26 protein-coding genes are annotated in these 24,160 nt (G+C 56.0%); 23 read left to right on the forward strand and 3 right to left on the reverse strand.

The window, feature by feature from the left end; all coding sequences use genetic code 11:
* The first annotated feature begins 22 nt into the window (after nt 1-22).
* The 3 genes from G536_RS0101865 (at nt 23) to G536_RS0101870 (ending at nt 2,097) form a co-directional block, all read left to right on the forward strand.
* Nucleotides 23-1,204, forward strand: coding sequence for an efflux RND transporter periplasmic adaptor subunit (locus tag G536_RS0101865; protein ID WP_022821879.1), 1,182 nt, complete (start codon nt 23-25; stop codon nt 1,202-1,204).
* Nucleotides 1,205-1,352: 148 nt separating this feature from the next.
* Entirely contained in the window at nt 1,353-1,565 is a 213-nt protein-coding gene (locus G536_RS31975) for a hypothetical protein (RefSeq protein ID WP_157530316.1), read from the forward strand.
* Between the two features lie 58 nt (nt 1,566-1,623).
* Nucleotides 1,624-2,097, forward strand: coding sequence for a hypothetical protein (locus G536_RS0101870; RefSeq protein WP_022821880.1), 474 nt, complete (start codon nt 1,624-1,626; stop codon nt 2,095-2,097).
* 139 nt (nt 2,098-2,236) lie between these two features.
* On the opposite strand, the gene G536_RS0101875 is transcribed toward G536_RS0101870, so the two are convergent.
* Complete coding sequence (locus G536_RS0101875) at nt 2,237-2,491, reverse strand: hypothetical protein (RefSeq protein WP_022821881.1); 255 nt, start codon at nt 2,489-2,491, stop codon at nt 2,237-2,239.
* Nucleotides 2,491-2,856: a hypothetical protein gene (locus G536_RS30165; RefSeq protein ID WP_022821882.1), complete on the reverse strand. Its 366-nt coding sequence runs from the start codon at nt 2,854-2,856 to the stop codon at nt 2,491-2,493. Before G536_RS30165 ends, G536_RS0101875 begins: the two co-directional genes overlap by 1 nt.
* Before the next feature lie 173 nt (nt 2,857-3,029).
* On the opposite strand from G536_RS30165, the gene G536_RS0101885 reads away from it, so the two are divergent.
* The 20 genes from G536_RS0101885 to G536_RS30175 all read left to right on the forward strand — a co-directional run bounded on the left by G536_RS0101885 (nt 3,030) and on the right by G536_RS30175 (nt 23,682).
* Complete coding sequence (locus G536_RS0101885; protein ID WP_022821883.1) at nt 3,030-3,305, forward strand: hypothetical protein; 276 nt, start codon at nt 3,030-3,032, stop codon at nt 3,303-3,305.
* A 559-nt stretch (nt 3,306-3,864) separates the two neighbouring features.
* A complete protein-coding gene (locus tag G536_RS0101895; RefSeq protein WP_022821885.1) occupies nt 3,865-4,359 on the forward strand; it encodes a hypothetical protein in 495 nt (164 codons plus the stop codon).
* On the forward strand, nt 4,356-4,676 hold the full coding sequence (locus tag G536_RS0101900; protein ID WP_022821886.1) for a hypothetical protein: 321 nt from the start codon (nt 4,356-4,358) through the stop codon (nt 4,674-4,676). The genes G536_RS0101895 and G536_RS0101900 overlap by 4 nt, the downstream gene beginning before the upstream one ends.
* Entirely contained in the window at nt 4,676-4,978 is a 303-nt protein-coding gene (locus G536_RS25805; protein WP_022821887.1) for a hypothetical protein, read from the forward strand. The genes G536_RS0101900 and G536_RS25805 overlap by 1 nt, the downstream gene beginning before the upstream one ends.
* Nucleotides 4,979-5,082: 104 nt before the next feature.
* Nucleotides 5,083-8,172: a DUF6371 domain-containing protein gene (locus G536_RS30170; RefSeq protein WP_022821888.1), complete on the forward strand. Its 3,090-nt coding sequence runs from the start codon at nt 5,083-5,085 to the stop codon at nt 8,170-8,172.
* Nucleotides 8,173-9,028: 856 nt separating this feature from the next.
* Nucleotides 9,029-9,580 (forward strand): hypothetical protein, encoded by a 552-nt coding sequence (locus G536_RS0101915; protein ID WP_157530318.1) that lies wholly within the window; start codon nt 9,029-9,031, stop codon nt 9,578-9,580.
* Between the two features lie 74 nt (nt 9,581-9,654).
* Complete coding sequence (locus G536_RS0101920) at nt 9,655-10,350, forward strand: hypothetical protein (RefSeq protein WP_022821890.1); 696 nt, start codon at nt 9,655-9,657, stop codon at nt 10,348-10,350.
* Nucleotides 10,351-10,358: 8 nt separating this feature from the next.
* Nucleotides 10,359-11,828, forward strand: coding sequence for a DUF5977 domain-containing protein (locus G536_RS0101925; protein WP_022821891.1), 1,470 nt, complete (start codon nt 10,359-10,361; stop codon nt 11,826-11,828).
* Between the two features lie 3 nt (nt 11,829-11,831).
* Complete coding sequence (locus G536_RS0101930) at nt 11,832-12,347, forward strand: hypothetical protein (RefSeq protein WP_022821892.1); 516 nt, start codon at nt 11,832-11,834, stop codon at nt 12,345-12,347.
* The gene (locus G536_RS0101935) at nt 12,347-14,158 is read left to right on the forward strand and encodes a right-handed parallel beta-helix repeat-containing protein (RefSeq protein ID WP_022821893.1); all 1,812 of its coding nucleotides are present in this window, start codon (nt 12,347-12,349) and stop codon (nt 14,156-14,158) included. Before G536_RS0101930 ends, G536_RS0101935 begins: the two co-directional genes overlap by 1 nt.
* 99 nt (nt 14,159-14,257) lie before the next feature.
* On the forward strand, nt 14,258-15,412 hold the full coding sequence (locus G536_RS0101940) for an acyltransferase family protein (protein WP_022821894.1): 1,155 nt from the start codon (nt 14,258-14,260) through the stop codon (nt 15,410-15,412).
* Between the two features lie 405 nt (nt 15,413-15,817).
* A complete protein-coding gene (locus G536_RS0101950) occupies nt 15,818-17,131 on the forward strand; it encodes a S49 family peptidase (RefSeq protein WP_022821896.1) in 1,314 nt (437 codons plus the stop codon).
* A 59-nt stretch (nt 17,132-17,190) separates the two neighbouring features.
* Complete coding sequence (locus tag G536_RS0101955; RefSeq protein ID WP_022821897.1) at nt 17,191-18,150, forward strand: hypothetical protein; 960 nt, start codon at nt 17,191-17,193, stop codon at nt 18,148-18,150.
* A gap of 89 nt (nt 18,151-18,239) precedes the next feature.
* Entirely contained in the window at nt 18,240-18,548 is a 309-nt protein-coding gene (locus tag G536_RS0101960; protein ID WP_022821898.1) for a hypothetical protein, read from the forward strand.
* Between the two features lie 54 nt (nt 18,549-18,602).
* On the forward strand, nt 18,603-19,148 hold the full coding sequence (locus G536_RS0101965) for a hypothetical protein (protein ID WP_022821899.1): 546 nt from the start codon (nt 18,603-18,605) through the stop codon (nt 19,146-19,148).
* A 3-nt stretch (nt 19,149-19,151) separates the two neighbouring features.
* Nucleotides 19,152-19,388: a hypothetical protein gene (locus G536_RS0101970; protein WP_022821900.1), complete on the forward strand. Its 237-nt coding sequence runs from the start codon at nt 19,152-19,154 to the stop codon at nt 19,386-19,388.
* Nucleotides 19,389-19,490: 102 nt separating this feature from the next.
* Nucleotides 19,491-20,087: a hypothetical protein gene (locus tag G536_RS0101975; RefSeq protein ID WP_157530320.1), complete on the forward strand. Its 597-nt coding sequence runs from the start codon at nt 19,491-19,493 to the stop codon at nt 20,085-20,087.
* A complete protein-coding gene (locus tag G536_RS0101980; protein WP_022821902.1) occupies nt 20,084-21,364 on the forward strand; it encodes a DNA modification methylase in 1,281 nt (426 codons plus the stop codon). The genes G536_RS0101975 and G536_RS0101980 overlap by 4 nt, the downstream gene beginning before the upstream one ends.
* Nucleotides 21,339-22,004, forward strand: coding sequence for a hypothetical protein (locus tag G536_RS0101985; RefSeq protein ID WP_022821903.1), 666 nt, complete (start codon nt 21,339-21,341; stop codon nt 22,002-22,004). The genes G536_RS0101980 and G536_RS0101985 overlap by 26 nt, the downstream gene beginning before the upstream one ends.
* Entirely contained in the window at nt 21,997-23,682 is a 1,686-nt protein-coding gene (locus G536_RS30175) for a hypothetical protein (RefSeq protein WP_022821904.1), read from the forward strand. Before G536_RS0101985 ends, G536_RS30175 begins: the two co-directional genes overlap by 8 nt.
* Here G536_RS30175 and G536_RS0101995 read toward each other — a convergent pair.
* Nucleotides 23,662-24,075 carry a hypothetical protein gene (locus G536_RS0101995; protein ID WP_157530324.1) on the reverse strand — a complete coding sequence of 138 codons (414 nt, stop codon included), beginning with the start codon at nt 24,073-24,075 and terminating at the stop codon, nt 23,662-23,664. The two genes, G536_RS30175 and G536_RS0101995, sit on opposite strands and share 21 nt — an antisense overlap.
* Nucleotides 24,076-24,160: the final 85 nt, after the last annotated feature.

The raw sequence follows: 24,160 nt of genomic DNA on the forward strand, positions 1-24,160 counted from the left end.
CTGCCGTTTGAAAACCTGCCCCATGATCACTGTTTCTTATCGAATAGTTCTGCTGCTTTCCTTGCTATGCGCTGCCTGCCACAATTCCGACGAGCCCTCCACTGAAACCGCCGAAGCTCCCACCACTAAAGGCCCCGACGACACGCCCGTCGACCAGGTAACTCTCTCGCCGGATGAGCTAGAGTTATCGGGTATCCGCACCGGCCCGATGCTGCAACGGGTACTGGGGGCGGGGCTAAAAGTGAACGGGGTGTTGGACGTGCCGCCCGACCAGCTAATGTCGATTACCGCCCCGCTGGGTGGTATCGTTGAAAGCACGGCATTGCTGCAAGGTACCCACGTGCGCAAAGGGCAGGTGCTGGCCGTTATCCGCAACCCCGAGTTCATTCAGCTCCAACAGAGCTACCTGGAAACCCAAAGCCAACTGCAATTCGCGCGCGCCGAACTGGACCGGCAGCGAGAATTGGTGCGCGAAGAGGTGTCTCCTTTGAAAAACCTGCAACGTGCCCAAGCCGAGTACGGGGCCTTACAAGCCCAGGCTGCCGGCCAACTGGCCCGGCTCCGGCTGGCGGGGCTGCCAGTAGGCGCCCGGCCATTGGCAACCACGGCAGCGTTACGGGCTCCCAAGGATGCTTTCGTGAAAACCGTAAACGTAACCGTGGGCCAGAGCATCACCCCCACCGATGCTCTGTTCGAGCTGGTTGACCCTGACCACCTGCACGTTGAGCTAACCGTGTTCGAGAAGGACGTGCCGCAGCTACGCAAAGGCCAGCGCATCCGCTTCACCGTGCCCAACGACAGCAGCGCCGAGCGCCTAGCCACCGTGTACCTAGTGGGGCGCACCGTGGATGACCAACAGCGCACCGTCCGCGTCCACGGCCACCTCGACCGAGAAAACGACCCTGCTTTGCTGCCTGGCATGTTTGTGCGGGCCGTCATCGAAACCACCTCGCGCCGCACCACTGCCCTGCCCGATAAAGCTGTAGTTGACTATGAAGGCCGCCAATACATCTTCCGGCAAGAGCCTGCCGTGCGTGGCAAGCAAGTGTTTCGCATGGTGCAAGTCCGCCGCGGTGAGCAAGCCGATGGTTACGCCGAAGTGTTGCTGCCCGGAAGCGCCGCCGCAGACACTACCGCGCACTATGTAGTAGAAGGTGCCTACTCGCTACTGGGCAAGCTCAAAAATGCTAGTGAAGAGGATTAAGGGGTGTAAATAGGGAAAGAAAGGTAGAGTAGCGCCTATAATCTTCACTAAAGCATTACAAGCACTACATAGTAAGGTGACATTGGGCCTCGAATTTTGTCGAGCCTTCGGTTGCACAACTCGCAACGCTTGAAGTAGCCCGAGCTTTATGCCTGCTAATTCCCCTCAATCATACCCGGCCCCAACGGCAAGTGGCCTCTTGCTAGGGAAGCCGGAACCTGCCACGGTACGGCGGCTCTTGAGCATCCGGATTGCTTTGCAACTTAGCGGGCTACCGACGCTTACCACTGCTAGTCATATCCTGCTGGCTCGGTACGTGGCCGGCCAAATGCCGCTCTCCGACATCATGCCGCTGCTATAACTCGGTTTGTAGCATTGCCTCATGCTATAAACTTCTGCCTTCCCCATTGCCCACCCCTATGAAAGCAAAAAAGCAAGAACTGATTGCTGCCCTCTTGGAGGCTCTGACTCCGCAACTCAGCCTGGTAGTGCCAGCTGGCCACAAAACGCCCAAGGCGCTTCTCAAAACTGTACGCCAACTCGCCGAACAGCTAGCTCGCCTCCGCGACAAACAAGAAAAGCAAGCTGCTAAAACCAGCAACCCCAAGGAAGCGCGGCGAAAACTTACCGACGAGCTAGTAGCCGTGCTAGATGCTCATTTCGCGGAAGACGTGCTAGCCGAACAGGAAAACAAGGTCATCACCGAAACCGCAGAGGAACTAGCTGCTAAGCTCACCAAGCTGCGCACCAAGCAAACCCAGAAACTAGCCTTCACCGAAACTTTTATCACAGATCAGGAAACTTCCCAGGATTCCTCTCAGGCTGCGGGCAAAAAAGCGCGCCGCAAGCGCCCTAAAGCCTTGCCACCGGTGAGTAATCTGGCTGCCAGTTGAATGCATTAAAACTCTGTGCTGTACCCTAAACAAGCAAAAAACCCCTCTGCAAGTTGCAAAGGGGCTTTTTAGTACCAGAGACGGGGCTCCATAACCATATTATATTTCAGGTAGTTATGAGGCTGGTGGTAAACAAATGCTAAACACCTGGCTCCCAATCAGTGGGGGGCGTGGTGAGCAGGTCTACCAGTTCCGACATTGTAAGCTCGTCGAGCGCCGTGCCGAAGCGCACGAACCACTCGTCAGCTGAAGCATTCCATACATAGGCCGTAAAGGGGGGCACTGCCTGGCCTGGGACGAACTCGGCATCGAGCTTCGTCGACTCGTTGGAGAAGAGCAGAATTACTTCCTGCTCAACCGCCTCAAGGAATACTTCAGTAAGCGTGGTGGTCATTAGTTGGGAGAGGAAGTTTTTACAAGCAAAGCATTGTATTTGTGCAATATATCCGTGTATAAACCATACACATGCAACAACTGGTCTTTGCAGCCCTCCAAATTGTCAAGCTGGAATACAGCTAAAGGCTCTGGCGTTACGCCAGGGCCTGCTTTGAGTTCCGGGAATTCCTGACTGAAGTCGTAGGAAATCACCTTTCCTACTTCCCGGATAAAATCGAAGTCTAGGTTCGCCTCTTCAAAACGGCGGTACAGAGTGGGACGGCTGATACCCAGTGCGGTATGCAGCTTGGTTAGTTTAACTCCACTTTTTCTAACGGCCTCAGCTACAACCTCTCCCCGATGCTTTGTTCCAGTTGTGGGCATTCGTGGGTTTTTTGTCTGAACTGTGTGAGACAAAAATGGAAAGTGTCTAGCGGTAATCATTTGCCATATTCATTACGATTTCTTCGGTTTTTTCCGGCTATGTGAGACAAATACGTATCAAATACGTATCATTGTGTATCACAAAAGTATCACAAGGACTAAGCCAATAAATCATGGGACTTACAAAAAGTGATCAAGAAGCCACCGAAAAGGCTGCTCTGACCAAGGAGCAACAGATTGAAGCTCTGAGGGAAAACCTGACGAAGGCAGACCGGGAAAAAATTTGTGCTCAGCACAAGATCAGCCGCCCCACCTATTTCCGCACGATTAAGAAGTTCGACCTCACCAGCAAGGTGATGGCCGACATCGTCGCGTTGGCTCAGGCCAACAAGATCGCGGCTGACCAGCGGGCCAAACAAGCTACCAGTCACCTTAAAAAAATGGTGTAGCACATGGCCTTCGAACCTGCTTACAAGGACTGGTGCCGGCTGGGATTTCTGCCCACCTCTCCATTTATCCGCAAGCGGCGACGTGCAGACGGCCTCTATGATGTGCTGCTACTCCAGAGTGATGGCCACTACTCGGCCTGGATATCGGAGTCCCACTCCATTTGGCTGATCATCCAGCATGTCGCTACCTGGGAGCCACTGCAAGACGAGGACGATCTGCGCACCCTGATCCGAAAGTTCCCGATTCAAACGTCACGCCCTTATTCTACCTATTATGATTATCCCCGCCCTCCAGCAACTCACGAGACTATCGCCAGAAATGCAGCTGTATGCTCTGGCGTGTGCGCATCGCAATTTAAAATCTTCACTGGCTCAGCTCAACCTTGTCAAGCTCGACTCCTTCGAGCGCGGGTTTGTCGATGCGTGGCAGTGTATGCATGACGAGGCCCGCGTGGACCTCGCCGCCGTCGAGCAGGCCATTGAAGCCTTAGCTCCGGCCCCCACTTCGCCTTACTGGAACTAATTCTTTCTCATTTTTTACTTTAACCATTCCGCTACAATGGCTAATAAATCAACGAGTAAGCCGGTAACTGCTGCTGCGGTGCCGTCATTCAAAGCTCCCAACAATTCGACGTTGGAAGAATTTTGCCACGTTTTCGTGCAGCGCGAAATCACCCGCGGCATTGGGGCTGAAGGCATGGAAGCCTGCCTGAGCATCGGGGTGTTGCTCGACCAGGTGCTCAACCACTACCGCACTTATGCCCGGCTCGTCGAGGAGTCTGCCGGCGTGGACCTGGCGCGGGTGGCACTGCACTTCGGTGAGAACTGGGGCAAAATCAGCAATGCCAAGCGCCGCATGATTGAGGAAGTCATTCGCAAGGAAGTGAAAACCACCAACGACGTGATTCAGGGGCATATCAAGTACCTGGAAACGAATCGGCAGCACATGGACCAACTGGGGCCGCGGGGAAGTGCCGAGGTAGCCCGGAAGATTGTGGAGCTGACTGGCAGCTCGGAACCCATGACCAGCGAGAAAGGAGGGCTGGCAGCATGAGCAAGAATCAGAACAAACAGGCCGGCCTCGAAGCGGATATCGAGCACCTGAACGAGGAGATTGCCACCATCGAGCTAAATACGGCACACGCTCAGGGCGCTGAACTGCAACAGATGCTGCGCGACCAGAAGGAGCTACAGGAGACGCTCGATAACAAGAAGCGCCAGTTGTTGGCCCTGAACAAAGAAAACCGCAACCAGTGGGCCAGCATCCTAGCAATGGCCATCGTGCTGCTGCTGGCCGCATGCACCAAGAAGCTCCCGACTTTTAATAACCAGGACTTCGATATGGAAAGTTGGACCGATCTGCGATACTAATGCCGATCAATTACAAGAAATACCATCCCAAGTGGAGCCTGATCAGCCGCCTGATCAGGTTCCGCAGGGCCTGCAACAAATGCGAGTGGTGCGCGGCTGAAAACGGCCAGCCCCATCCGGATACCGGTTCCAAAGTAATCCTGACGGTGGCCCACCTGGACCGGAACCGCGCCAACAACCGCTTCCACAATTTGGCAGCCCTCTGCCAGCGCTGCCACCTCAATTACGACCGGCCCAGCCATATCCAGAGCCGCAAATACGGCACTGAATACAAGTACAATAATTTGAGCCTCGACCTCTAACTATTATCTGGCAACGGCCTCAAACAGGACCAACTGTTGCTGACACCAGAAACCGGCGCACCGCTACATGCGCCGCTTCTGAAACACATTTTTTATTGCGTCCCATGTCCCGTTACTCTCTCGAAAAGCACCCCAAGCCCAAAGGACAATGCCCATCCTGCGGTGAAAAGAAAGTTTTCCGTTATTTCCAGGATGAAGAAGGCAACCGCCTCGACGAACAATATGGTATCTGTGACCGCCAGGCTAAATGCGGCCACGACCACCGCCCCAGCGGCGAACTATTCACCCGCTCCGGCACTGCGGCCGACGCGCCGGAGAGCATCACGCTGAAGCCCGCGACCGATGTGGCAGAGCTGCTGCTGGCCAAGACCAAGGACCACACCAGCAACCTGCATAAATACGCCCGAACCCTGACCATTCCGGCCGAACACCTGGAGCGGTGGGCAGTGGCCACCGACCGCGACCGGACGGTGTTCCTTCACCTCGATGGGGAGAAGCAGCTGGTAAACGCGAAGTGGTTCAAATACGGCGAGGATGGCAAGCGCGACAAACTGACCCAGCCGTACTCTTTCGCCAGCACCGACGAGGAGAAGAAGAAATCGGCCCGCTACGCCTTCTGTTTCTACGGAGAGCATCTACTACGCCACGACGATGCTCAGCGGCCTATCTGCGTAGTAGAAAGCGAGAAATCGGCGGTGCTGGCTTCGTTCTTCTACCCGCACCTGGACTGGCTGGCCTGCGGCTCGGCCAATGGCATCACCGACGAGAAGATTGCGGCCCTCTACAACCGCCCCATTTGGTGGCTAGCCGACGCTGACGGCCTCCAGCCCAAAATGAAAGATGGCCGACCGGAAGTCAGAAACGGCAAACCGGTTCTGACCGAGGGAGGCCGCGCCAACAGCAGCCTGCGCAAGCTCAAAGCCTACAAGCAGAATTTCGTAGTTATCGACCTGTTTCCGGAGCGCCACGACGGCTACGATATCGGGGATGCCATCCGGGATGGCGTGCGCCCCGATATCGTAGCCCCCGCGGTGCCCAAGGCCGAAGCGAAAGCCAAGAAAGCCAAGGAGGTGCCAGTGTTGCCGGCCAACGTGGAAGATTGGTCTATCGCGCTGAAGGACCACTGGTTCAAGGCCGAGCAGTTTGTAGGCGAATTTGAACGCCGCGGCATCTGGATCGGCAAAAACGCCGAGGACTGGACGAATACCGCCAACGCCCTAGCCGTGTTCCGGGAGCACGGCCGGGAGCTGCTGCACCGCCTGGCCCGCCCGGAGCAGACCTACTCCAAAAAAGACGTGGACGAGGCGTTCGATACCGCGCTGGAGCTAAGCATCTGCAGCAGCCCGGCTAAGTTTTTCAAAATAGCCAACCACTACAACATCACCCTGCGTGAGCTGCGCGAGGATAAGGAGGAGGAAGATTACCTGACCCGTCACCTGCCCAAGGGCGTGTCGGCCGAGGACTACTTCCTGCACGGCTTCTACGAGCACGACAACGCGTATTATTCGGTCACCAAAGAAGGGCCCAAGATGGTGTGCGGCTTCACCATCAAGGTGCTGTACCTGGTGAAGAGCAAAGACAACCCTAAGCGCATCGTGGAGCTGAAGAACCAGTACGGCTACTCGACGACGCTGGACCTACCCACCGACGCATTTGTAGGCCTGGGCGCATTTAAGAAGTACGTGGAATCGGTGGGCAACTTCGTATTCGAAGGCAACGAAACCGACCTGACCCGGCTGAAGAAGAAGCTGTTCCGGGAAGAAAAGGTGACCACTGAAATCAGTACCCTGGGCTGGCACGAGCGGGGCCAGTTCTATGCCTTCAGCAACGGCATCTTCAATGCCGAGTGGACCAAATCCGACGAATATGGCATCGTAGAGCATGGGGGCTCCAACTATTTCCTGCCCTTCTGGAGCGGCATCAACGACGACGACCACGCCTACATCAACGAGAAGAAATTCGCCCACAAGGAAAGCCCGGTGAAATTCAAGCAGTGGGCTGATTTGATTCACAAGGTGTATGGCATGAACGGGGCCATCGGCACCTGCTTCTACATTGCCTCGCTGTTCCGCGACTACATTTTCGAGGTAAACAACAGCTTCCCGATGCTCTACGCCTTCGGCCAGCGCGAATCGGGTAAGACCCAGTTCGGTATTTCCTTCAAACATCCCTTCGGTTCGCCCCAGGACTCGATATCATTGGAAAACCCATCGACCGTAATCGGGGTGGTACGCACGCTGGCCAATTTCAGCAACAGCATCGTGATGCTTGACGAGTACAAGAACAGCATCGATAAGAAGGTGGTCGGGATGCTGAAGGGCTTTTACGACGGCTTCGGCCGCACCACCGGCGTGAAGAGCAACGACAACCAGACGCGGGTTACCAAGCCCAAATCGTCGGTGTGGATCAGTGGCCAGGACATGCCCAACATCGACAACGCCCTATTCACCCGCTGCATCCTGTTGGAGTTCCTGGCCAAAGGCCGCGACTACGAGAGTTACGAGAAGCTACAGCGCATGCAGGAAAAACCGCTCACCAGCGTTACGCTGGAGATATTGAGTCACCGGGCCGATATCGTGAAGTGGTACAAGGACAGCTACAACGTGGTGCATAAGAACATCAAGAAGCTGCTGGCCGACAAGAAAATCGAAGGGGTGGAAGACCGGATGCTGCAAAATATGGCCGCTATTCTTACGCCCACGCTGCATCTGCTGGAGCACGAGCTGCTGGCCTTCCCTTACACCGATTCCGACCTGTACTTGATGGCCATCGAAATCATCGAGCGCCAGCACAAGCAAATCAGCCAGAGCACCGACAGCCGCCGCTTCTGGGACGTGTTCGTTGGTATGGTCAGCCACAAGCCCATGCCGCTGGTGGTGGAGGGCGTGGACTACAAATTCCACAAAGGCAACCTCTACATCCGCCTCGGCAACGTGCATCCACCGTACATGCAGCAACACCGCAACCAGTACAACGTACCGGGCCTGGACAAGACTACGCTGGACTACTATTTGAAGAATGACCCAGCCTACGTCGATATGAAGAACCTGCGCTTCGATATGCCTGGCAGTTCTGCCGGCATGGGGCCGCAGAAAACCAACCCAACCAGCTGCTATGGGTTTAATTTTGCCGATCTTGGTATCGACCTGAGTAGCAGCATACATGCCGACATTTCGAAGGCCGACACCGAGTAGGTTTGGAGGTCGGCGCAGGGCGAATATTTCACACAGATTTTTGATTCGGAGTAGCGGCCGGATCGATTAACCAGGAAGGGACGCCTGGGCACAGGGGTAGCGCAGCAGCGCTACCCTTTTTTGTGTGCCATGTACTAGGGGCCATCCGGCCGATTCTGCTACGGATAGTACAAAGTGGGCGCGTGGGGGTGGGCGCAGGCGGGCGGGCGCGTTAAGAGACAAAAACAGTATAAAGCTGTGTTTTTGTGCTGCCCCCTTCAAAAAGCCGACCTACACCGACCTACAAACCTACACAGTGAGACAATAATGTAAAATGTAGGTCTATTCAATATAAAGTAGGTTTTCAATCAATTCTATCTATTCCAGGCCGTAGGTTTCGTGTAGGTCGGTGTAGGTTTCTGTAGGTCGGGGTATTTTCGGTCAACCTACAAAACCTACAGAAACCTGCTCCCGACCTACAACCGACCTACAGAAAAAACATTGATTCCAATTCAGAAACGATGTTTTTAAAAATGTAGGATGCTGTAGGTCGTGTAGGTCGGTGTTTTAACACCTTCAGCCCTGAAAAACACGCTACTTTTTTTTCGTTGCAAAATGATGGTTGCAACCGGGCTGTGGCATAGTACCCCGCTTTCTTCTTGGAATACAATATTTCACCTTCAGCGAAGTTGGTGGAATTGTTGCTGATACATTTGTGTAAATAATCCGCCTTAATTGCATTAATTATTTACAAATCTGATTCACGCTTAATGATCCAACCCTTACTGTTTCCACCCCCTGTGTTTCGCCCTGCTATTCAGTCCTTTTGCTCACCTGGGGCCGCGCTTACGTTTGTTAACCTTAAGCAGACTAGCCTGTGAGCATCCTATCTATCCCCGTTCGGCCCCACGTTAAAAAGTATTTACTGGTGCACCTGGGTGAGGATTATGACCTCTCGCTAGGTGACCAATTTGGTATCATGCTGCTGCTGCTCTTACGCCGTCCGCTCAAGGACAAGCGCAAGGAGGCCAGCATGAGCGAGTACAAGGAGAAATTCTCCTTTAGCGCCGCGGGCTACCCGGCGCAGAAGTGGGGCCTGCGCAGCTTCACCACTGGCACCATCTACCTCTTTGGCAAGTATGTCGAGGAAGTCATGCTCAAAGAGATGTACGGCCAGGTGGCCACGCACGTCGACAACGGCCGCGGCCTGCACGACTCGATCAACGAGTGGCGGGCCAAGTACGATTTCACCGAGGCCGACAAGAGCTTCGATGCGGTGAAGAAGAGCTACCAGCGCCAAACCAAAGAGGACACCTATCGCAAGTCCGCCAACCGTCATGCCCCGCTCAAGGCCGTGCGGGTGTTGAAGCGAGAACTGCTCAAGCTACCTACTACAGCACTCATACAGCCGGCATCGCTGCCGGCCTAATTTTTTTATAAAAACAGGGAAAATCTAGTCCACCGATTGTCCCTTCAAAATCGACTTTTGTCCCTTCTATCTACGTGCCCGATTCGATATCCTCTGACGACTTCCTGGTAGGGCTGGCTGCTGCTCCCTACCAGTTGCAATCTCTGCCGGCCGGCTCCAGTGGGGGCGTGGTTGGCTATGCTGCTCTGTACTTCCTGCCGGTGGAATCCTTGTTAGCTGACCCGCTTTCGGATGGCTCACGGATTACAGGCAACCTGGCACTGGCTCCGGGTGCGGGCTGGTACGAGCTGAAGGTGACGCAGAACACCATCAAGTTCGACGAGACGCCCAAGCAAACCCGCGGCGTGACTACTTACACCACCAAGGTGGCGGCCACTCGCGCCCAGAATGGCGACGAGGGCGCGGCCCTGCTGGCGCTGGAGGGGCGGCGCTGTCTGGTGATGCTACGTGAGCATAGTGGCCGGCTGCGTCTGGTGGGTAGCCGCGAGTCGTTTCTGGTATTTCGCTCGGGAAGTGAGGCCAGCAACCCAGGAGCCCGCGCTGGCTTGGACTTTCAATTCAGCAATGAGCTGACCCGGCCTGCGGTCTATTACGCTGGGGCGATGCCGGTTATGGGTGGCTCCACAATTAGTGGAGCCGCCCCAGTGGCGGGCGCACCAGCGGGCTTCGTGCAGGTGCTCAACTATAAAGGAGAATTGATAGCTACCGTGCCGGCCGGCAAGCAATTGGTACTTACCAGCGGCTTCCACATCACTTTACGTGTTTCATAATTATAACAATGCGCCTTAGCAAAAAGGAGTTTATTGACAAATACGCGCTGGTATTTGCCCCGAATGCCTTCGAGAAAATTAGAGAAGACTCGTTTCAGGAGTTTGCGGTCGATATCGCCGATCTGACGGCCCCCGATCCGGTAGTGGAGGTAAGTGCCGAGCAGCTGCGTGGCCTGGTGGCGGGCCTGGCGCTGACCGAGTTTCAGCTCTACCGGATTATCGACCGCTCGGATGCCAACAACCTGAGCCTGCCATCGGTGCGGGTGCGGGCCTATTCTCCTTCCGCTTTGGCCAGTGCCGATGCCTACGAGGAGGCTGCTGGGGGCAACCTGATTCCGGTGTTGTACAACCTAGCCAACGATACTACCACGCCGCGGGAGTCGGCAGGTATTCAGCCCTGGCAGGCGGGTGCGTACCCGGCCGGCCGCATCGTGAGCACCGCGAATACCGATAAAGAGCAGGTGCTGTTCTACGCCAAGCAAGCCATTGGTAACAGTACTTCTGCCCCTGGCACCTTTGCTAACAGCGGCCAGTATTGGGGCCGGGTGGCCCTTACGCCCGCCGAGGTGGATGCCGCCATCAAGAAGCTGGTTGTTGTTTTCCAAAAGTTTGAAAAGACGGATGACCATCCGGAGCTACTCACCCAGCGGGCCACCGACGAGTACTTGCTGGCTGAAATAAAGGCCCTGAAAGAAACCGTCAAAAATATGGGTGGGCAGACCATTCCGGGCAAGCCCGATGATGCGCGAGTCGACGACGTGAGCGACACTTTCAGTGCGAAGCTGGTACCAGGCTTTCCGGCACTGGTGGAATATGAAGGCTTTGGTTTTCCAGGCGAGGCGGGTATTGTGCCGCTCAGCTCGGATAATGCCTACGTGCAGGGCGGGTACATCTACCTGAAGGGCCTTGCGGGTCCGATTGGTATTGGCGAGGTGGGGTTTCGGGTGGCCGCCAGTGGTAGCCGCCCGTCCGGGCCATTCGCTACCAACCCGGTGTCCTTCACTGGTTCGGTTGTCATTACGCCACCAACCCCCATCATTTATACGGCTACGCTCCAGAGCTATACGGCGCGTTGCGGCAGTGACAAGCCAGGTACAGGAACCGATGTTACGCGCACAAATAGCACGGAAACCAGCACGGTAAGCCAAGCGGATGCCAATGCGAAAGCGCTGGCGGTGGCTACTCAGGACGCCAAGAATGCTATCACCTGTCAGGTAGCGCCCACGGTGTACGATAACACCATTTCGGCAGGGCAGACTGTGAAGGGCGTTACGCTGGGTGCTCAGCAAGGGGCCACACTGGAATTCAACAATGCCACCGGCTCCGATAACAGCCCGGCCACGATGGCACTGTGGCTCAATAATGCGCAGGTAGCCTCCGTGCCCTATGAAAATTACTATACCGGCAAGCCCTTCCGCTTCGCGCTGAACGGCCAGAAATACACGAAAAACTTTGCGGCGGGCCGCGTTGACCTCTAAACAATGGCAAACGAAATAACTGAATTCGGGCAGATTGTGACCTATGGCGGGTCGCAGCTCACGTTGGCAGGCTCGGACCTAGCCAGCAAAATAAACTCGCTCTTAGTGCGCGAAGGCAGCGGCAGCGGGCGCGGATGGCGACTCTTCGATTCCGCACAGGCCAGTTTTCTCAACACGAAAACGGTGCTCAATCCTGGCGACGTGGTGCTGGTGAATGCCAAATCGGTCCCGATAGATTTCCCGGTGCAAACCACGTCTGGCGGTGGCGGGTCGGACACTATTGTCCTAAATGGTCCTTCTGGAGAGACAACCACAGAATTCGAGGAAACCTACACGGCCACTAGCACGGCTACGCCTACCAGTGCCTTCTCTTCCGGAGCGGGTACTATCGAGCTCTATATCAATGGGTCGTGGGGCGCACTTCCGGCTTCCATACCTAGTGGCACTCCTTTCGGGGTACGGGTACAGCACCCTAATTCTGCTCCTTTCTCTGCAATTCTAACGCTTACTTACGCATAATGGCAACGCTAACTGCTACCCGAAAAACTACTAGCTCCGGCTCCGGCAACAGCCAGTGGGCTACCAAAAAATTAACGGACTACGGCGTTACGCCTAACTCTAGTGCAGCGCAAATTACCGCCGCTATTCATCAAGCACAGGCCGATGCTGCCAACTCGACGGCCGTGGGTGGTGGCGTGCTGATAGGACCGGGCAAATGGCCGGTGACTAACGTTATATGGAATCCGGCGGTAAGTGTGAGCGGCGCCGGTCGTCGCAACACGGAGCTGGTAGGCACCACGTCTGGCGTGGTGTTTGGCCGCTCCGGGGAAACACTATTCGACTTCCCCGGCGACCTGCGCTCGTTCACCATTAACGGCAACGGCATTGCTGATACCGGGCTGAACGTCACTAAAACGGCGCACTTCAACCACCAGGACTTAGGTATTTACAACTGCCGGGCGAACGGGGTCTACGGCTTCGGCTGTTTGATAGGAAATTTCGACAACATGGTGGTTGAAAACTGCTATATCGGGGCGGAATTTCCCTCTCAGACCGTGGGAGAAATCTACCGCTGCAACCTGATTAATTTCTCTGATTGCGTTTGGCGGCTCAATAAAAAGTGGGCGGTAAAAATTACGGGTGGCTCCAATAATTCATTCATTGCCAACGAGGCTGGCGGCAACGGAATATTGAACGATTTAAGCACTGGTACATTCTGTATTTTGGATGCCAGCGCCGAGAAGGAAGGCGTTTCGGTCATTGTCACTGGAGGCTGGAACGAAGGCAACTTCGGCCACTTCTGGTTTTTGGGGGAAACCAAGCACCCTTGTATTGCCAACTTTACCGGCTTCACGACGCAATTAGGGGCACCGCAGCACGGGGCGGGCTACGGCCTGTACTTGGAGGGGCGCAACACGGAGCACCGGGTAAACCTGTTCGGGTGCAGCATGAACGAGCAAGTAGGCTCCGGTGACTTGTACGCCGTGGGGCAGTTCGCCAGCATCTACAATTACAGCAGCATTGTCGGTACAATGGTGCTGGAAGAAGGCGCCATGTATATTGATGTGAACGGCGTGCTGCAATCTGGTGTCGGCACTGGTGGCGGCGGTACGGGTGGCGGCGGTACTTCCGGCCCGAAATCACTGCGTTACGCTAGCGCGGTAAAAGCATCCAACCCGATTTATTACGCGCCGCTGGATGATGCTGGCAACTCGCAGCCGGCCGAGGTAGGCAGTCAGGCAATGACCATTACCGGCGCGGCCTTGACGCAGCAGCCGGGGCCGTTTTTCAGTGTTGATGCCGCTAGTTATTGCGTGGACTTGGAAGGGGCCAGCAAGATTACGGTGCCCATTGACCTCTCGCCTTATAAGGCGGTTGCGCTGGAGTTCTTCACGAAAACCGATGGCGCGGATTCCAGCACCAACTATGGCTCTATTGTCGAGTACGGAAGCCCGAACTGGGGCGGAAAAAATGGCCGATTTACCTTGTCGCCGTTCGCCGTGCCTTCGGAAAACAGCATTTTCGGCTACCGGATTGCCGGTGGCGCAGATGGTACCAATCAGCGCGTGGTGCGCTGGGGTACCAGTTGGTATCATTTGGTGATGATAATTGAAGCGGGTTCCCTGAAAGCCTTTATGCTGAATGGGGTTACCTATCCAATTACCACCAACGAGCCGCTGCCGCAGGATTTGCCCTTCGCCCCCAACGACCTGTTGCAATTTATGAGTGGTTCGGAGCCCGGAAAACTCGCCCACGTGGCTGTATACGGCGCGGCTAGTATGGCACAGTTGCCAAGCCTTGCCGATTTCCGTCTGCACTACAACGCCTAAGTGCCAGCATATGCTGTATTAAGTAAAAAGCCCCTTCAGCCTGAAGGGGCTTTTTGCATTAGGGATATCTACCTTTGCAACTCATTGTTATCTATATGCATGGAAACATATACTGTTGTATCACCAGAGTTATCACAGGTTCCTGCGGCTGTCACCAAGCCTAAGTACGCTTATATTACCAGTCTGCGCGGCCTGGCCATCTTAGGCGTTATGCTGGTGCATGTGTCGCAGTTTGGAGCACAAGTTCAGTTTCTGCGCCCGCTACAGGTTGCCCTGCTCGCTAATGGTGCACGTGGTGTACAGCTCTTCTTCGTTGCTTCAGCACTAACGCTTTACCTGTCGATGAGCAACCGGCGTGGCGAGGAGAAAAACCCAAAAATCAACTTCTTCTTACGCCGCTTCTTCCGAATTGCCCCGCTCTACTACCTGGGTATTCTTTACTACGGTGCGATAGTTCCAGTGCACGATGGGCTGCTCTTTTCACCGGCCGAGTACGTCAGTAATCTGCTTTTCCTAAACTGGCTCAGCCCGTATTACATCAACCACTTAGTGCCTGGTGGATGGAGTATCGCTGTGGAATTTGCCTTCTATGCCATGCTGCCTTGGCTGTTTCCGTTAGTACGGAATTTGAATCAAGCGGTGAAATTTCTGGTGTTTACCCTTTTGTTTAACACGTTTATTACCTACGTTTTGCGTCATGTGCAGCTGGCTACTGACACGACGAAGTGGGTTGAGTTTCTCTTCTACTACTTCCCTAGTCAGCTACCCGTTTTCGCTACGGGCATTGTGCTGTACTTTCTGATTCTTACCAAACAGCGATACCTAAGCGCCCGAACCTTGCTGCTGGGGGCCTTCGTCGTACTCTGTAGCTTCAGCACTGATACGAGCATCGAGGTGGAAACAGGCTTGCCCTACCTGCCTAAGCATTTCTTCTTCGCCATAGGGTTTCTTTTGTTGGCATGGAGCTTAAGCATTAAGCAATTCTGGCTACTAGTAAATCCTGTGACGCACCTGATTGGCCGGCTCAGTTTCAGCCTTTATTTAGGGCATTTCACCGTGCTTTACTTTATGGATAAGTACCATGTAATTGATCCACTTCCCCCAACAGGGCATATTTCCGCGCTACTTAATTTAAGCATACGCTTTCTTGTTGTGCTGTTCTTTAGTCTGGGCTTAGCATGGATATTGGAACGCTGTATTGAGATTCCAGGCCAAAAGCTAGGTCAACGTGTAATTGCTTATTTAGAAAAGTAGCACTAGGTGAGCTTTTGACAACGTTGATTTAATGCATCAATCATAGAATGCTTTCCAATAAGGTCGTAGATTTGCACCCGAAAGGTAGATATAAGGGCTGTTGTTATGACGAATCTTCTTAGCGTGGTAGGGTTGAATCGGCGACGTCGGAAGCGCCGCAAGACCAATAACTCGATTGGTGACATCCGCCGCATCACTGACAAGATAGCCTGGGTGCTGCTCGTCATCGTTTTTGGCTTCCTCGTCTGGGCCGTCTCCACGTACGGCTGGTAGCTCCAGCTTTGCACTGGAATCATTGCCCCCAACCTCCCCAGGCTGGGGCTTTTTTGTGTCCTTTTTCGCGCCTTATAGCGCGGGCAGCTTTGCATCGATAATTACCCTAATTCGATGCAAGTCAATCATCTTTTGTCCGCTATCCTTCGCTCGCCCTGGGCTATCCAGAGTGAAGCGGTGCTAGGTTATCTGCCGCAGATTGCGGCTATGCTCAATGGGGAGCGGCTGGCGGTTATACCTGAGCCAGCCGCTCCAGTTGAGGAAAGTGTGGTGTTTGCTGCCGCTCGTGGGGGCCGTTCCAAGGCCAAGAAGTACGATGACGCCACCGAGGGAGCCGTAGCGGTGCACTCGCTGAAGGGCGTGATGATGAAGCAGGATCAGATTGGCCTGTGCACCGACGTGCCTGGCACTGCCTCGTTGCTGCGGGCCATGCAGGCCGCTGACAGCCACGATAATGTTATCGGCCATTTACTCGATATCGATTCGGGTGGTGGCGCAGTGGATGGCACGGCAGAGTTTGCGGCCGGCCTGGCTGCTCTGACCAAGCCCGTTGTCGCGTACTCGGATGGCATGATTGGTTCGGCGGCCGTATGGGCAGCCGTTTCGTGCCGCGAAATCATCCTCAACAACGAGACCTGCCGCATCGGCTCGATTGGCGTAATGGCCTCTATTCAGGACATCAAGCCCGCGCTGGAGAAGCTGGGCGTGAAGTTCCACGACATGGTCGCCGATGGCTCCGAGGATAAGAACTCCGACTTCTTCTCCGCTCTGGCCGGCGACTACAAGCCTTACAAGGCCAACGTGCTCAATCCGCTACGTGCTCACTTTCACGAGCATGTGAAGTCGGCCCTGGGGGAGCGACTCAACCCCAAAACCAGCGAGAAAGCCCTGAAAGGGGGGATGTTCTTCGCTTCCGAAGCCAAAGACATGGGCCTGATCACTGCGGTCGGCCCCTTTGATTTTGCCGTGCAGCGGGTGTTTGCCCTGGCTGAAGGCACCGATGACGCCCCGGATCAGGGCGACAATACCCAAGCCAACCATTCAAATTCTAACACCATGTTCGGAAAGAACAAGTTTCCGGCCGTCGCCGCTCTGGCCGGCCTCGCAGCTGCGGCCCTAACGCCCGCACTGGTATCTGCCGCCAACGACGAGTTGGAGGCCCAAGGCATTACGGGTGCTGCGCTGATTAGCGCCACCGACTTCAATGCCCTCGACACTGCTGCCACCGCGCACAAAGCCAACACCGAAGCCCTGAAGGCAGCCGGTGTTGACTCGATTGAGGCATTGGTAAAGCAGCGCGACGAAGCCGTAGCCAAAGCCGACGAGTACGGCGACCAGCCAGGTGCTCTGCCGACCGGCTCGACCAAGGAGAAATCTGACATCGAGGAGGACGGCAACGACCCGCAGTCGCTGGTGGATGCCCTGCACGCCAAGATGCTCGGCTAGTATTACGCTACCCTCAGTCTATCAATTTTTCATTTATCACTCTCTACTAGTCCTATCCAATGGCTTTAGAAATTACCGACGTAGTAGCTCAGTTTGGTGCTTACTACCTCAACCAGGGCCAGAACCTGACCCGTTTGTACACCTTGCTGCGTTCGGCCACGACGACCGAGAGCCTGTTCACGCCGGTTAACACCGACGACACCATCTGGCGGGCTGCCAAGGCGCTGTTCACTCGCGTAGTGCAGCCCTTCCAGAAGCAGTTCACCCCGCTGGCCAGCGTGAAGTTCGTGCCCGTAGAAATCCGCCAGTTCAAGATGAAGGTGGATGCTCAGGAGTATCCAGACGAGTTAGAGTCTAGCTGGTTGGGTTTCCTCGACGGCGACGACATCGACCGTAAGACGTGGCCTTTCGTGCGCTGGTACGTGGAAGTGTACCTGATTCCGCAGATCAAGCAGGACATCGAGTACAACGAAATTTTCCAAGGCTCTTATGTGGCTCCGACCACTGGTACGCCTGGCGCAGCTGGCACGTCGATGGATGGCTTGAAAAAGACCATTAACGGCCACATCACGGCCGGCCGCATCACGCCTATCACCACCGGCGCGTTGGAAATCACCAACCCTGAAGCTCTGGTGGAGCAGTTCGAAGCGTTTGCCGACGGCATCCACAAGGACTACTGGAGCATCCCGATGACCTTGGGTACTTCGGAAACGGTAGCGCGGGCCTTCCTGCGCGGCCAGGAGCGTAAGTACGGCAAGAACACTGGCGGTGGTGCGCTGGGCCTGCAGATCAACAACACCAACATCACGGTGGCTGGTGTGCCTTCTCACCGCGATACGCAGAAGATCTGGTGCACGCCCAAGGGCAACGCCATCATGCTGCGCAAGCGCATCCAGAACCAGACGAAAGTTCAGGTGGAGAGCGTGGACCGCTTGCTGAAGTTGTTCACCGACTTTAGCATGGGTATCGGTTTCATCATCCCCGAAATCGTCTTCACCAACGACCGCGAGCTGGTCTAGTGAAACCCGACGCGCCGGCACCCGACTAGGGTGCTGGCTAACGTCATTTGAGTGCTTTCCCATCCTTTCATTGTCAATACGCCACGATCATGGCCCAAGAGACCCCAGAACAAATCATTGCCCGCTTAGAGGCTGAAAACGCGAAGCTGAAGCAGGAAAACACCGAAGCCGGTGAGGCTATCGGTGAACTGAACGAGAAGCTGGCGAATGCCGAAGCCGTTGCTCCCGAGAAAGTTATCGTGACGCACGAAAAGGTGCAATACCAGGTGTTGGCTCCCAAGTTCCAGCACAAAGGCCAGGTAATCGAAGCCAAAGACCTCCAAGGCAACAAAGAGGTGCTGGCCGAGCTGGTGAAGGCCGAGTCCGGCTTGCTGGCTAAGGTTGAAGCCAAAAAGTAAGCCCGCGTCAGCAGGCTGAATTCTTAGGTTTTATAAGTCAATCCGATTCGAATTATGGATTTATTTGATCTCAAAGGCCCCCAGGGCAGAGATAACACGCCTGGCCTTAAGCAGTCCATTTTTGTGGCGGCTGAGCAGGACTTCACGACCATCAAGGGCGTGAAGAAAACCAAGCTCCCAGGTGACTCAGTAACTATCGATGGCTCGCACGCTTTTGCGGACGGTAAGGGCTTCGCCAAGTGCTACACCACCCTGAAGACGGCGCAGCTCAAGCTGGGCAACGTCGGTGAGCGTGACGGCCGCGGTAAGAAAATCGACTTCACCTTCTTCCACCCTGGCAACAGCAAGGAAGTAGCTGAGTTCGACCGCCAGATCAAAAACCAGACGTGCATCATCCTGGTGACCACGCCCGATGGCGAAGTGCTCCAGCTGGGCTCGGAAGGTTTGGGTGTGGAAATCCTGGGCGAGTACGACTCGGGCACGCTCGACAGCGGCCGTCGTGGTTTCACTTTCAAAGTAGAGGGCTATGCCAACGGCTTGCTGTTCTACGAAGGTGATATCAAGCAGCTCGATGGTTCCATCGTTGGTGCTGCTGCCTAAGCCGTGAACAAGGATTGGCAAAAACTGCTGCGCCCCGAAGTGGCCGCGAAGTACGAGGTACTACAAGCTCCGGGCCGCTATGCGGTTCGGGCGCTTGACTACCAGACAATCGACCTCCGTACCCTCAGTGTGGCCGAGGCCGACGAGTTGGTAGCGAAGCCAGGTGGAGAGTCCTACTTCAAGCTGCGGAAGGTGCGCCGCAAGCCCTCAGCAGCTCCCAAGGCAACAGTGGGGGAGTAGGAGCGAAGGAGCTGCCTGAGAAAAACGCCTCGGCCATTACGGTCGGGGCGTTTTTGCGTCCTTTTTAGCCGGCATCGGTGGGGGCAGCTTTGCTCTATGAATGTGGAAATTTCCAACTGGCTGGCCTCTGAGCAACCCTACGAGGTAGGTGTGGCCCTCTACGAGCAGCATGGCACCAGCGGCATGATTAAGCGGCTGCTGGCCGGCAGTTGCACCAGCTACAACCGGGAGGTGCTGGCCCGTGAGTTGGGCAAGCTCGTGGCCACCGCGCCACCTCCTCCCCAAACCCCACCTCCGGCCCCGGTGCCGGCTGCCGCGGCCGACGTGCTCACCCAGCTACGCCAGGCCCGCCGCCCGCTGCTCAGTGAGCGGGAATACCTGCACGCTCGCCTGGAGCTGGCCTCTGATGCCGAGCGTAGTGCCTCAGCCCTGCGCATCCTCGATATCGGCGACTTGCTGAACGAAAGCTATGCGGCCGAGGCCCACTACGAGAAATATGGCACTCTGCCCGCGCCGCCACCCGTAGCCGAGCCGGCTCCAGAGCTGGCCTCGCTTACCAGCACCGCCGACATCCAATATCAACTGAAGCTGCTGCGCACCCAGCGCAGCAAGCTAAAAGACCGCCCGGACCGCGCCGAAAAGTTGGCGCAGGTGCTGGCTAACATCGATTTACTGGAATCCAAATTATCCCCTCAATGACTACCGAAGAGTTAGCCCCGCTATCCTGGACCACTGTGCAGCGCCGAGTGCGCGACCTGGTGCCCTTATCCTACAATCCGCGCATTCTGACCGAGGAGGGCCGCACGCGCCTCATGCGCAGTATCCAGAAGTTCAACCTGGCCGAAATACCCGCCATCAACACCGACGACGTGGTGCTGGCCGGCCACCAGCGCCTGAGCATCCTGCTCGACTTGGGCCGAGGGGATGAAATCATCGACGTGCGGATGCCCAACCGCCTGCTCACCAAGGAGGAGCTGGACGAGTACAACATCACTTCCAACGTCGGAGCTGGTGTGTGGGACTATGCCAGCTTGCAGGAGAACTTCGCTCACATCGACCTGGGTGCCATTGGTGATGCCAGCATGCTGGCCGGCCTCGCCGACCTGGCCAACATGGCGTTGCCCTTGCTGCCCTCGGAAGAGCAGGAGTTCGACCCCACGCCGCCCAAGGAGCCGATATCGGTGCTCGGCGACGTGTACGAGCTGAGCAGCGATGCCCGTGGCCTGCAGCACGTGCTCGTGTGCGGCTCGTCCACTGATTCGGACGTAGTGGCCAAGGCCCTGGCCGGCAAGCTCATCGACCTGGTGAACACCGACCCGCCCTACAACGTCAACTACCAGGGCAAAACCAAGGATGCGCTGAAGATTGAGAACGACAGCATGGACGATGCTTCGTTCCGTGAGTTCCTCTACGACTACTACACCAACTGCTACACGTTCATGAAGCCGGGTGCGCCCATCTACGTGTTTCACGCAGACTCGGAAGGGGCCAACTTCCGCCTGGCCATGAAGGATGCGGGCCTGAAGCTGAGTCAGTGCCTGGTGTGGGTGAAGCAACAGTTCGTGATGGGCCGCCAGGACTTCCATTGGCAGCATGAGCCGATTCTGTACGGCTGGAAGGAAGGCGAGGCCCACAAGTGGTACTCCGACCGCAAGCAAACCACGGTGCTCCAGTTCGACCGCCCTCAGCGCAATGGCGAGCACCCGACCATGAAGCCGCTACCCATCCTCGAATACCAGTTGGAGTGCTCCAGTAAGCCCGGCGACGTGGTGTTCGATGGCTTCAGCGGCTCCGGCTCGGTACTCATTGCCTGCGAGAAGCTGGATCGGGAAGCCCACGTCGTGGAGCTGGACCCAGCCTACGTCGACGTGGACGTGCGCCGCTATATCAAGTTTATGCGTGATAACCAGCGTCGCTTCACCGTGACGCGCAATGGGGAGGAACTGACCGATGCCGAGCTTGCCCGCTACGAGTAACCCGAACTACTCGCCGGCCACTGAAACGGCGCTGGACCGCATTAAGGCTTCCTACCTGAACGAGGGAGCCGAGGAACTGCTGTCGCCCGACGATAAGAAGCGCAAAGAGCAACTGGAGGCCGCGCACGGCCTGCTGGTGAACTACCACAGCATGGAGCAGGCCGTTCCGTTGCTGGAGGGCCGCTTCAACATCAGTCGCGCGACGGCCTATCGTCGGTGCACCGAAGCCATCCGGCTGTTCGGCGACGTGACCCGCTCCTACAAGGATGGCATCCGCCACATCCTGTACGAGTTTGCCATGAAGGTTTTCCAGCTGGCTGCCAGCGCGAAACCACCGGATTTGAAGGCTATGAACGCCTCGATCAAGAACATGGCCGTGCTCAAAGGGCTCGACAAAGACGATGGCAACGCCCTCACGCCCGAAGTGCTGGCCAACCGCTCCTACGTGCTCAATATCACGCTGCAGGGCAAGGATGGTGAAACGAAAAGCATCGATTTGGGCAATCTGAACAAGATTGACACCGATACCTATGCCCAGGTGATAGATGCCGTTGAGCAGAGCGACGTGGGCCTAGAGCAAATGCGTGGGCTGCTGCTGGAGGCCACGGATGATGGGAAAGGAGACGACGACGATGAATAAGCCCCATATCAAGCCGTTGTCGTTCAACCGGCCCCAGCTCCGGTTTGTGCTCTCGAAACTGGCCTCGGCCGTCTCGCTCTGGAGCCGGGCCACCGGCAAGTCCACCATCATCGCCTGGCTGATCCACATGATTGTCCAGAAGATGCCCCGCAGCTGCTGGGGCCTGGTGGGCTCGACGTATGGCCAGATGCTGACCCGCACGCTGCCCTCGACGATTGCCGCGCTGGAAAAGCTCGGCTACATCAAGGACGTGCACTATTTCATTGGCCGTAAGCCGCCCGAAAACTGGAACTGGCCCGAGCCGTTCCAGCGCCCGGTTACTTACAAGCACTTCTGGATTTTCTACACTGGAGCCGGTTTTCACCTGATAACGCAGGATGGCAACGGCTCCAGTTCGCGGGGTCTGAACCTGGATGGCTACATCGGTGACGAGGCCCTGCTGCTGGACCGGGAAAAGCTGGGCACCGACGTAATTGCCTCCAACCGGGGCAACAAGGACTTCTGGAAGGGCTGCGACCTGCACCACGGCAAGTTCCTGTTCTCGTCGATGCCCTGGGGCGACCAAGGCAAGTGGCTGCTCAACGACTCGCTCTACTACGAGCGGGATGGCAATGCTTTCGAGGCCACTCGCAACAGCATGATCAAGCTCCAGATGGAGTTCGTGGATACCCGCAGCATGAGCACCCGCATGCAGCTCTACCAGGAAATCCTGGACCTCAGCAAGCAGTTGCGGTTCTACCCGAACCCCAAGGCCATGAAGCGGGATAAGCAGGAAACGCCCAAAGGGCTGCTCTACAGCGAGGCCAACATCTTCGATAACCTGGGCAACATCGGCATACCCTACTTGGAGGAGCAGCGCCGGGAGCTATCAGACTTCGTGTTCCTGATTGAGATTCTGAATCAGCGGCCGGCCACGGTGGAGGCCGGCTTCTATCCGCGGCTGAAGATATCCCATCATGCTGAGGAGTGCATGGCCAACGATTACATCGCGGGCCTGGGCTTCAACATCGCCAAGCTCCGGGAGCCAGGCTGTCTGCTCGATGCCGACTGCTTGGCTCACCTGCCTATTCGCGGGGCCGTGGACTGGGGCAGTAAGATCAGCTGCTTACTGGTGGGGCAGGTGCATAAGGAGGCTGGCGAATACCGGTTCCTCAAGGACTTCCACGTTAAGCACCCCAAGCTCATTGAGGACTTGGCCAAGCTGTTCACCGACTACTATGCCAACCATCTGCTCAAGGAGTTCCACTTCATTGAGGATAGTGAATGGGGTAACGCTAGGAAGCCCGATAGTAAGCTGACCTACAACCAGGCGTTTGCCGAGGAGCTGAAGAAGGCGGGCTGGCGCGTGCGCCACTTCAACCAGGGCCGCGTGCCCAGCTATGCCCACCGCTATAAGCTGGGCATCGACCTGTTGGGTGAGCAGGATGCTCGGCAGCTACTCATCCGCTTCAACAAGGTGAACTGCAAGAACACCCTGACGGCGATGAGCATGGCCCCGCTGAAAGAGAACAGCAAGGGGGAGATCGAGAAGGACAAGACCAGTGAGCGGAAGAAGACGATACCAGGAGAGGAGGCCACCCACTTCACCGACACCGTGGACCTGCACTTCCTCAGCATCGATAAGCATGTGGTCCGCTCGACTCCCGAGGCCGGTGGCCTACTGATGGTCAGCAGCTAGAATAGTCCAGATAACCGTGGTAGTCGGCCCGTAGTGGAACTTGCCAGTTGCCGTCAGGTTAGATTTAGGTAGCGTGGTTATTGTAAACTCCAGTAACTGATTAATCTCTTCCTGTCTAGCTCGGTCTTCTGGCAGGGATAGATAAATGTTCTCTGTTGTACGCTCTTCTTTGAGTGCTAGCGCATAGCGTTCATAAATAGCTGAGTGTTCCATCTCTAGCTGGAACGTCTCTTCATCAATAGGGGTAAGCAAGTAGGGAGTTGGTTGCCCATCTATATCATAATCCAGTTGGCACACATAGTAGTGAGGTTGGCCTGCAAAGCTGGTGACACCTTCCCGTGCCCCATCATACCATACTGAGATGGTGTACACTGTATCGAGTGCAGTTGTCATAGGTGAAAGGTAAAAGATGCCAGCGAACTGAGTGGAAATAATGTGAAAAGCCTGTTTGCGCATTGCGAACGGGCTTTTTTGTGTC

The sequence above is a fragment of the Hymenobacter norwichensis DSM 15439 genome (assembly GCF_000420705.1).
Classification (GTDB): domain Bacteria; phylum Bacteroidota; class Bacteroidia; order Cytophagales; family Hymenobacteraceae; genus Hymenobacter; species Hymenobacter norwichensis.

Bases quoted from the DNA above. Each gene is read 5' to 3' on its own strand.
- G536_RS0101865 (WP_022821879.1), top strand. From the start codon at position 23: ATGATCACTGTTTCTTATCGAATAGTTCTGCTGCTTTCCTTGCTATGC.
- G536_RS31975 (WP_157530316.1), top strand. From the start codon at position 1,353: ATGCCTGCTAATTCCCCTCAATCATACCCGGCCCCAACGGCAAGTGGC.
- G536_RS0101870 (WP_022821880.1), top strand. From the start codon at position 1,624: ATGAAAGCAAAAAAGCAAGAACTGATTGCTGCCCTCTTGGAGGCTCTG.
- G536_RS0101875 (WP_022821881.1), bottom strand. From the start codon at position 2,491: ATGACCACCACGCTTACTGAAGTATTCCTTGAGGCGGTTGAGCAGGAA.
- G536_RS30165 (WP_022821882.1), bottom strand. From the start codon at position 2,856: ATGCCCACAACTGGAACAAAGCATCGGGGAGAGGTTGTAGCTGAGGCC.
- G536_RS0101885 (WP_022821883.1), top strand. From the start codon at position 3,030: ATGGGACTTACAAAAAGTGATCAAGAAGCCACCGAAAAGGCTGCTCTG.
- G536_RS0101895 (WP_022821885.1), top strand. From the start codon at position 3,865: ATGGCTAATAAATCAACGAGTAAGCCGGTAACTGCTGCTGCGGTGCCG.
- G536_RS0101900 (WP_022821886.1), top strand. From the start codon at position 4,356: ATGAGCAAGAATCAGAACAAACAGGCCGGCCTCGAAGCGGATATCGAG.
- G536_RS25805 (WP_022821887.1), top strand. From the start codon at position 4,676: ATGCCGATCAATTACAAGAAATACCATCCCAAGTGGAGCCTGATCAGC.
- G536_RS30170 (WP_022821888.1), top strand. From the start codon at position 5,083: ATGTCCCGTTACTCTCTCGAAAAGCACCCCAAGCCCAAAGGACAATGC.
- G536_RS0101925 (WP_022821891.1), top strand. From the start codon at position 10,359: ATGCGCCTTAGCAAAAAGGAGTTTATTGACAAATACGCGCTGGTATTT.
- G536_RS0101930 (WP_022821892.1), top strand. From the start codon at position 11,832: ATGGCAAACGAAATAACTGAATTCGGGCAGATTGTGACCTATGGCGGG.
- G536_RS0101935 (WP_022821893.1), top strand. From the start codon at position 12,347: ATGGCAACGCTAACTGCTACCCGAAAAACTACTAGCTCCGGCTCCGGC.
- G536_RS0101940 (WP_022821894.1), top strand. From the start codon at position 14,258: ATGGAAACATATACTGTTGTATCACCAGAGTTATCACAGGTTCCTGCG.
- G536_RS0101955 (WP_022821897.1), top strand. From the start codon at position 17,191: ATGGCTTTAGAAATTACCGACGTAGTAGCTCAGTTTGGTGCTTACTAC.
- G536_RS0101960 (WP_022821898.1), top strand. From the start codon at position 18,240: ATGGCCCAAGAGACCCCAGAACAAATCATTGCCCGCTTAGAGGCTGAA.
- G536_RS0101965 (WP_022821899.1), top strand. From the start codon at position 18,603: ATGGATTTATTTGATCTCAAAGGCCCCCAGGGCAGAGATAACACGCCT.
- G536_RS0101980 (WP_022821902.1), top strand. From the start codon at position 20,084: ATGACTACCGAAGAGTTAGCCCCGCTATCCTGGACCACTGTGCAGCGC.
- G536_RS0101985 (WP_022821903.1), top strand. From the start codon at position 21,339: ATGCCGAGCTTGCCCGCTACGAGTAACCCGAACTACTCGCCGGCCACT.
- G536_RS30175 (WP_022821904.1), top strand. From the start codon at position 21,997: ATGAATAAGCCCCATATCAAGCCGTTGTCGTTCAACCGGCCCCAGCTC.
- G536_RS0101995 (WP_157530324.1), bottom strand. From the start codon at position 24,075: ATGACAACTGCACTCGATACAGTGTACACCATCTCAGTATGGTATGAT.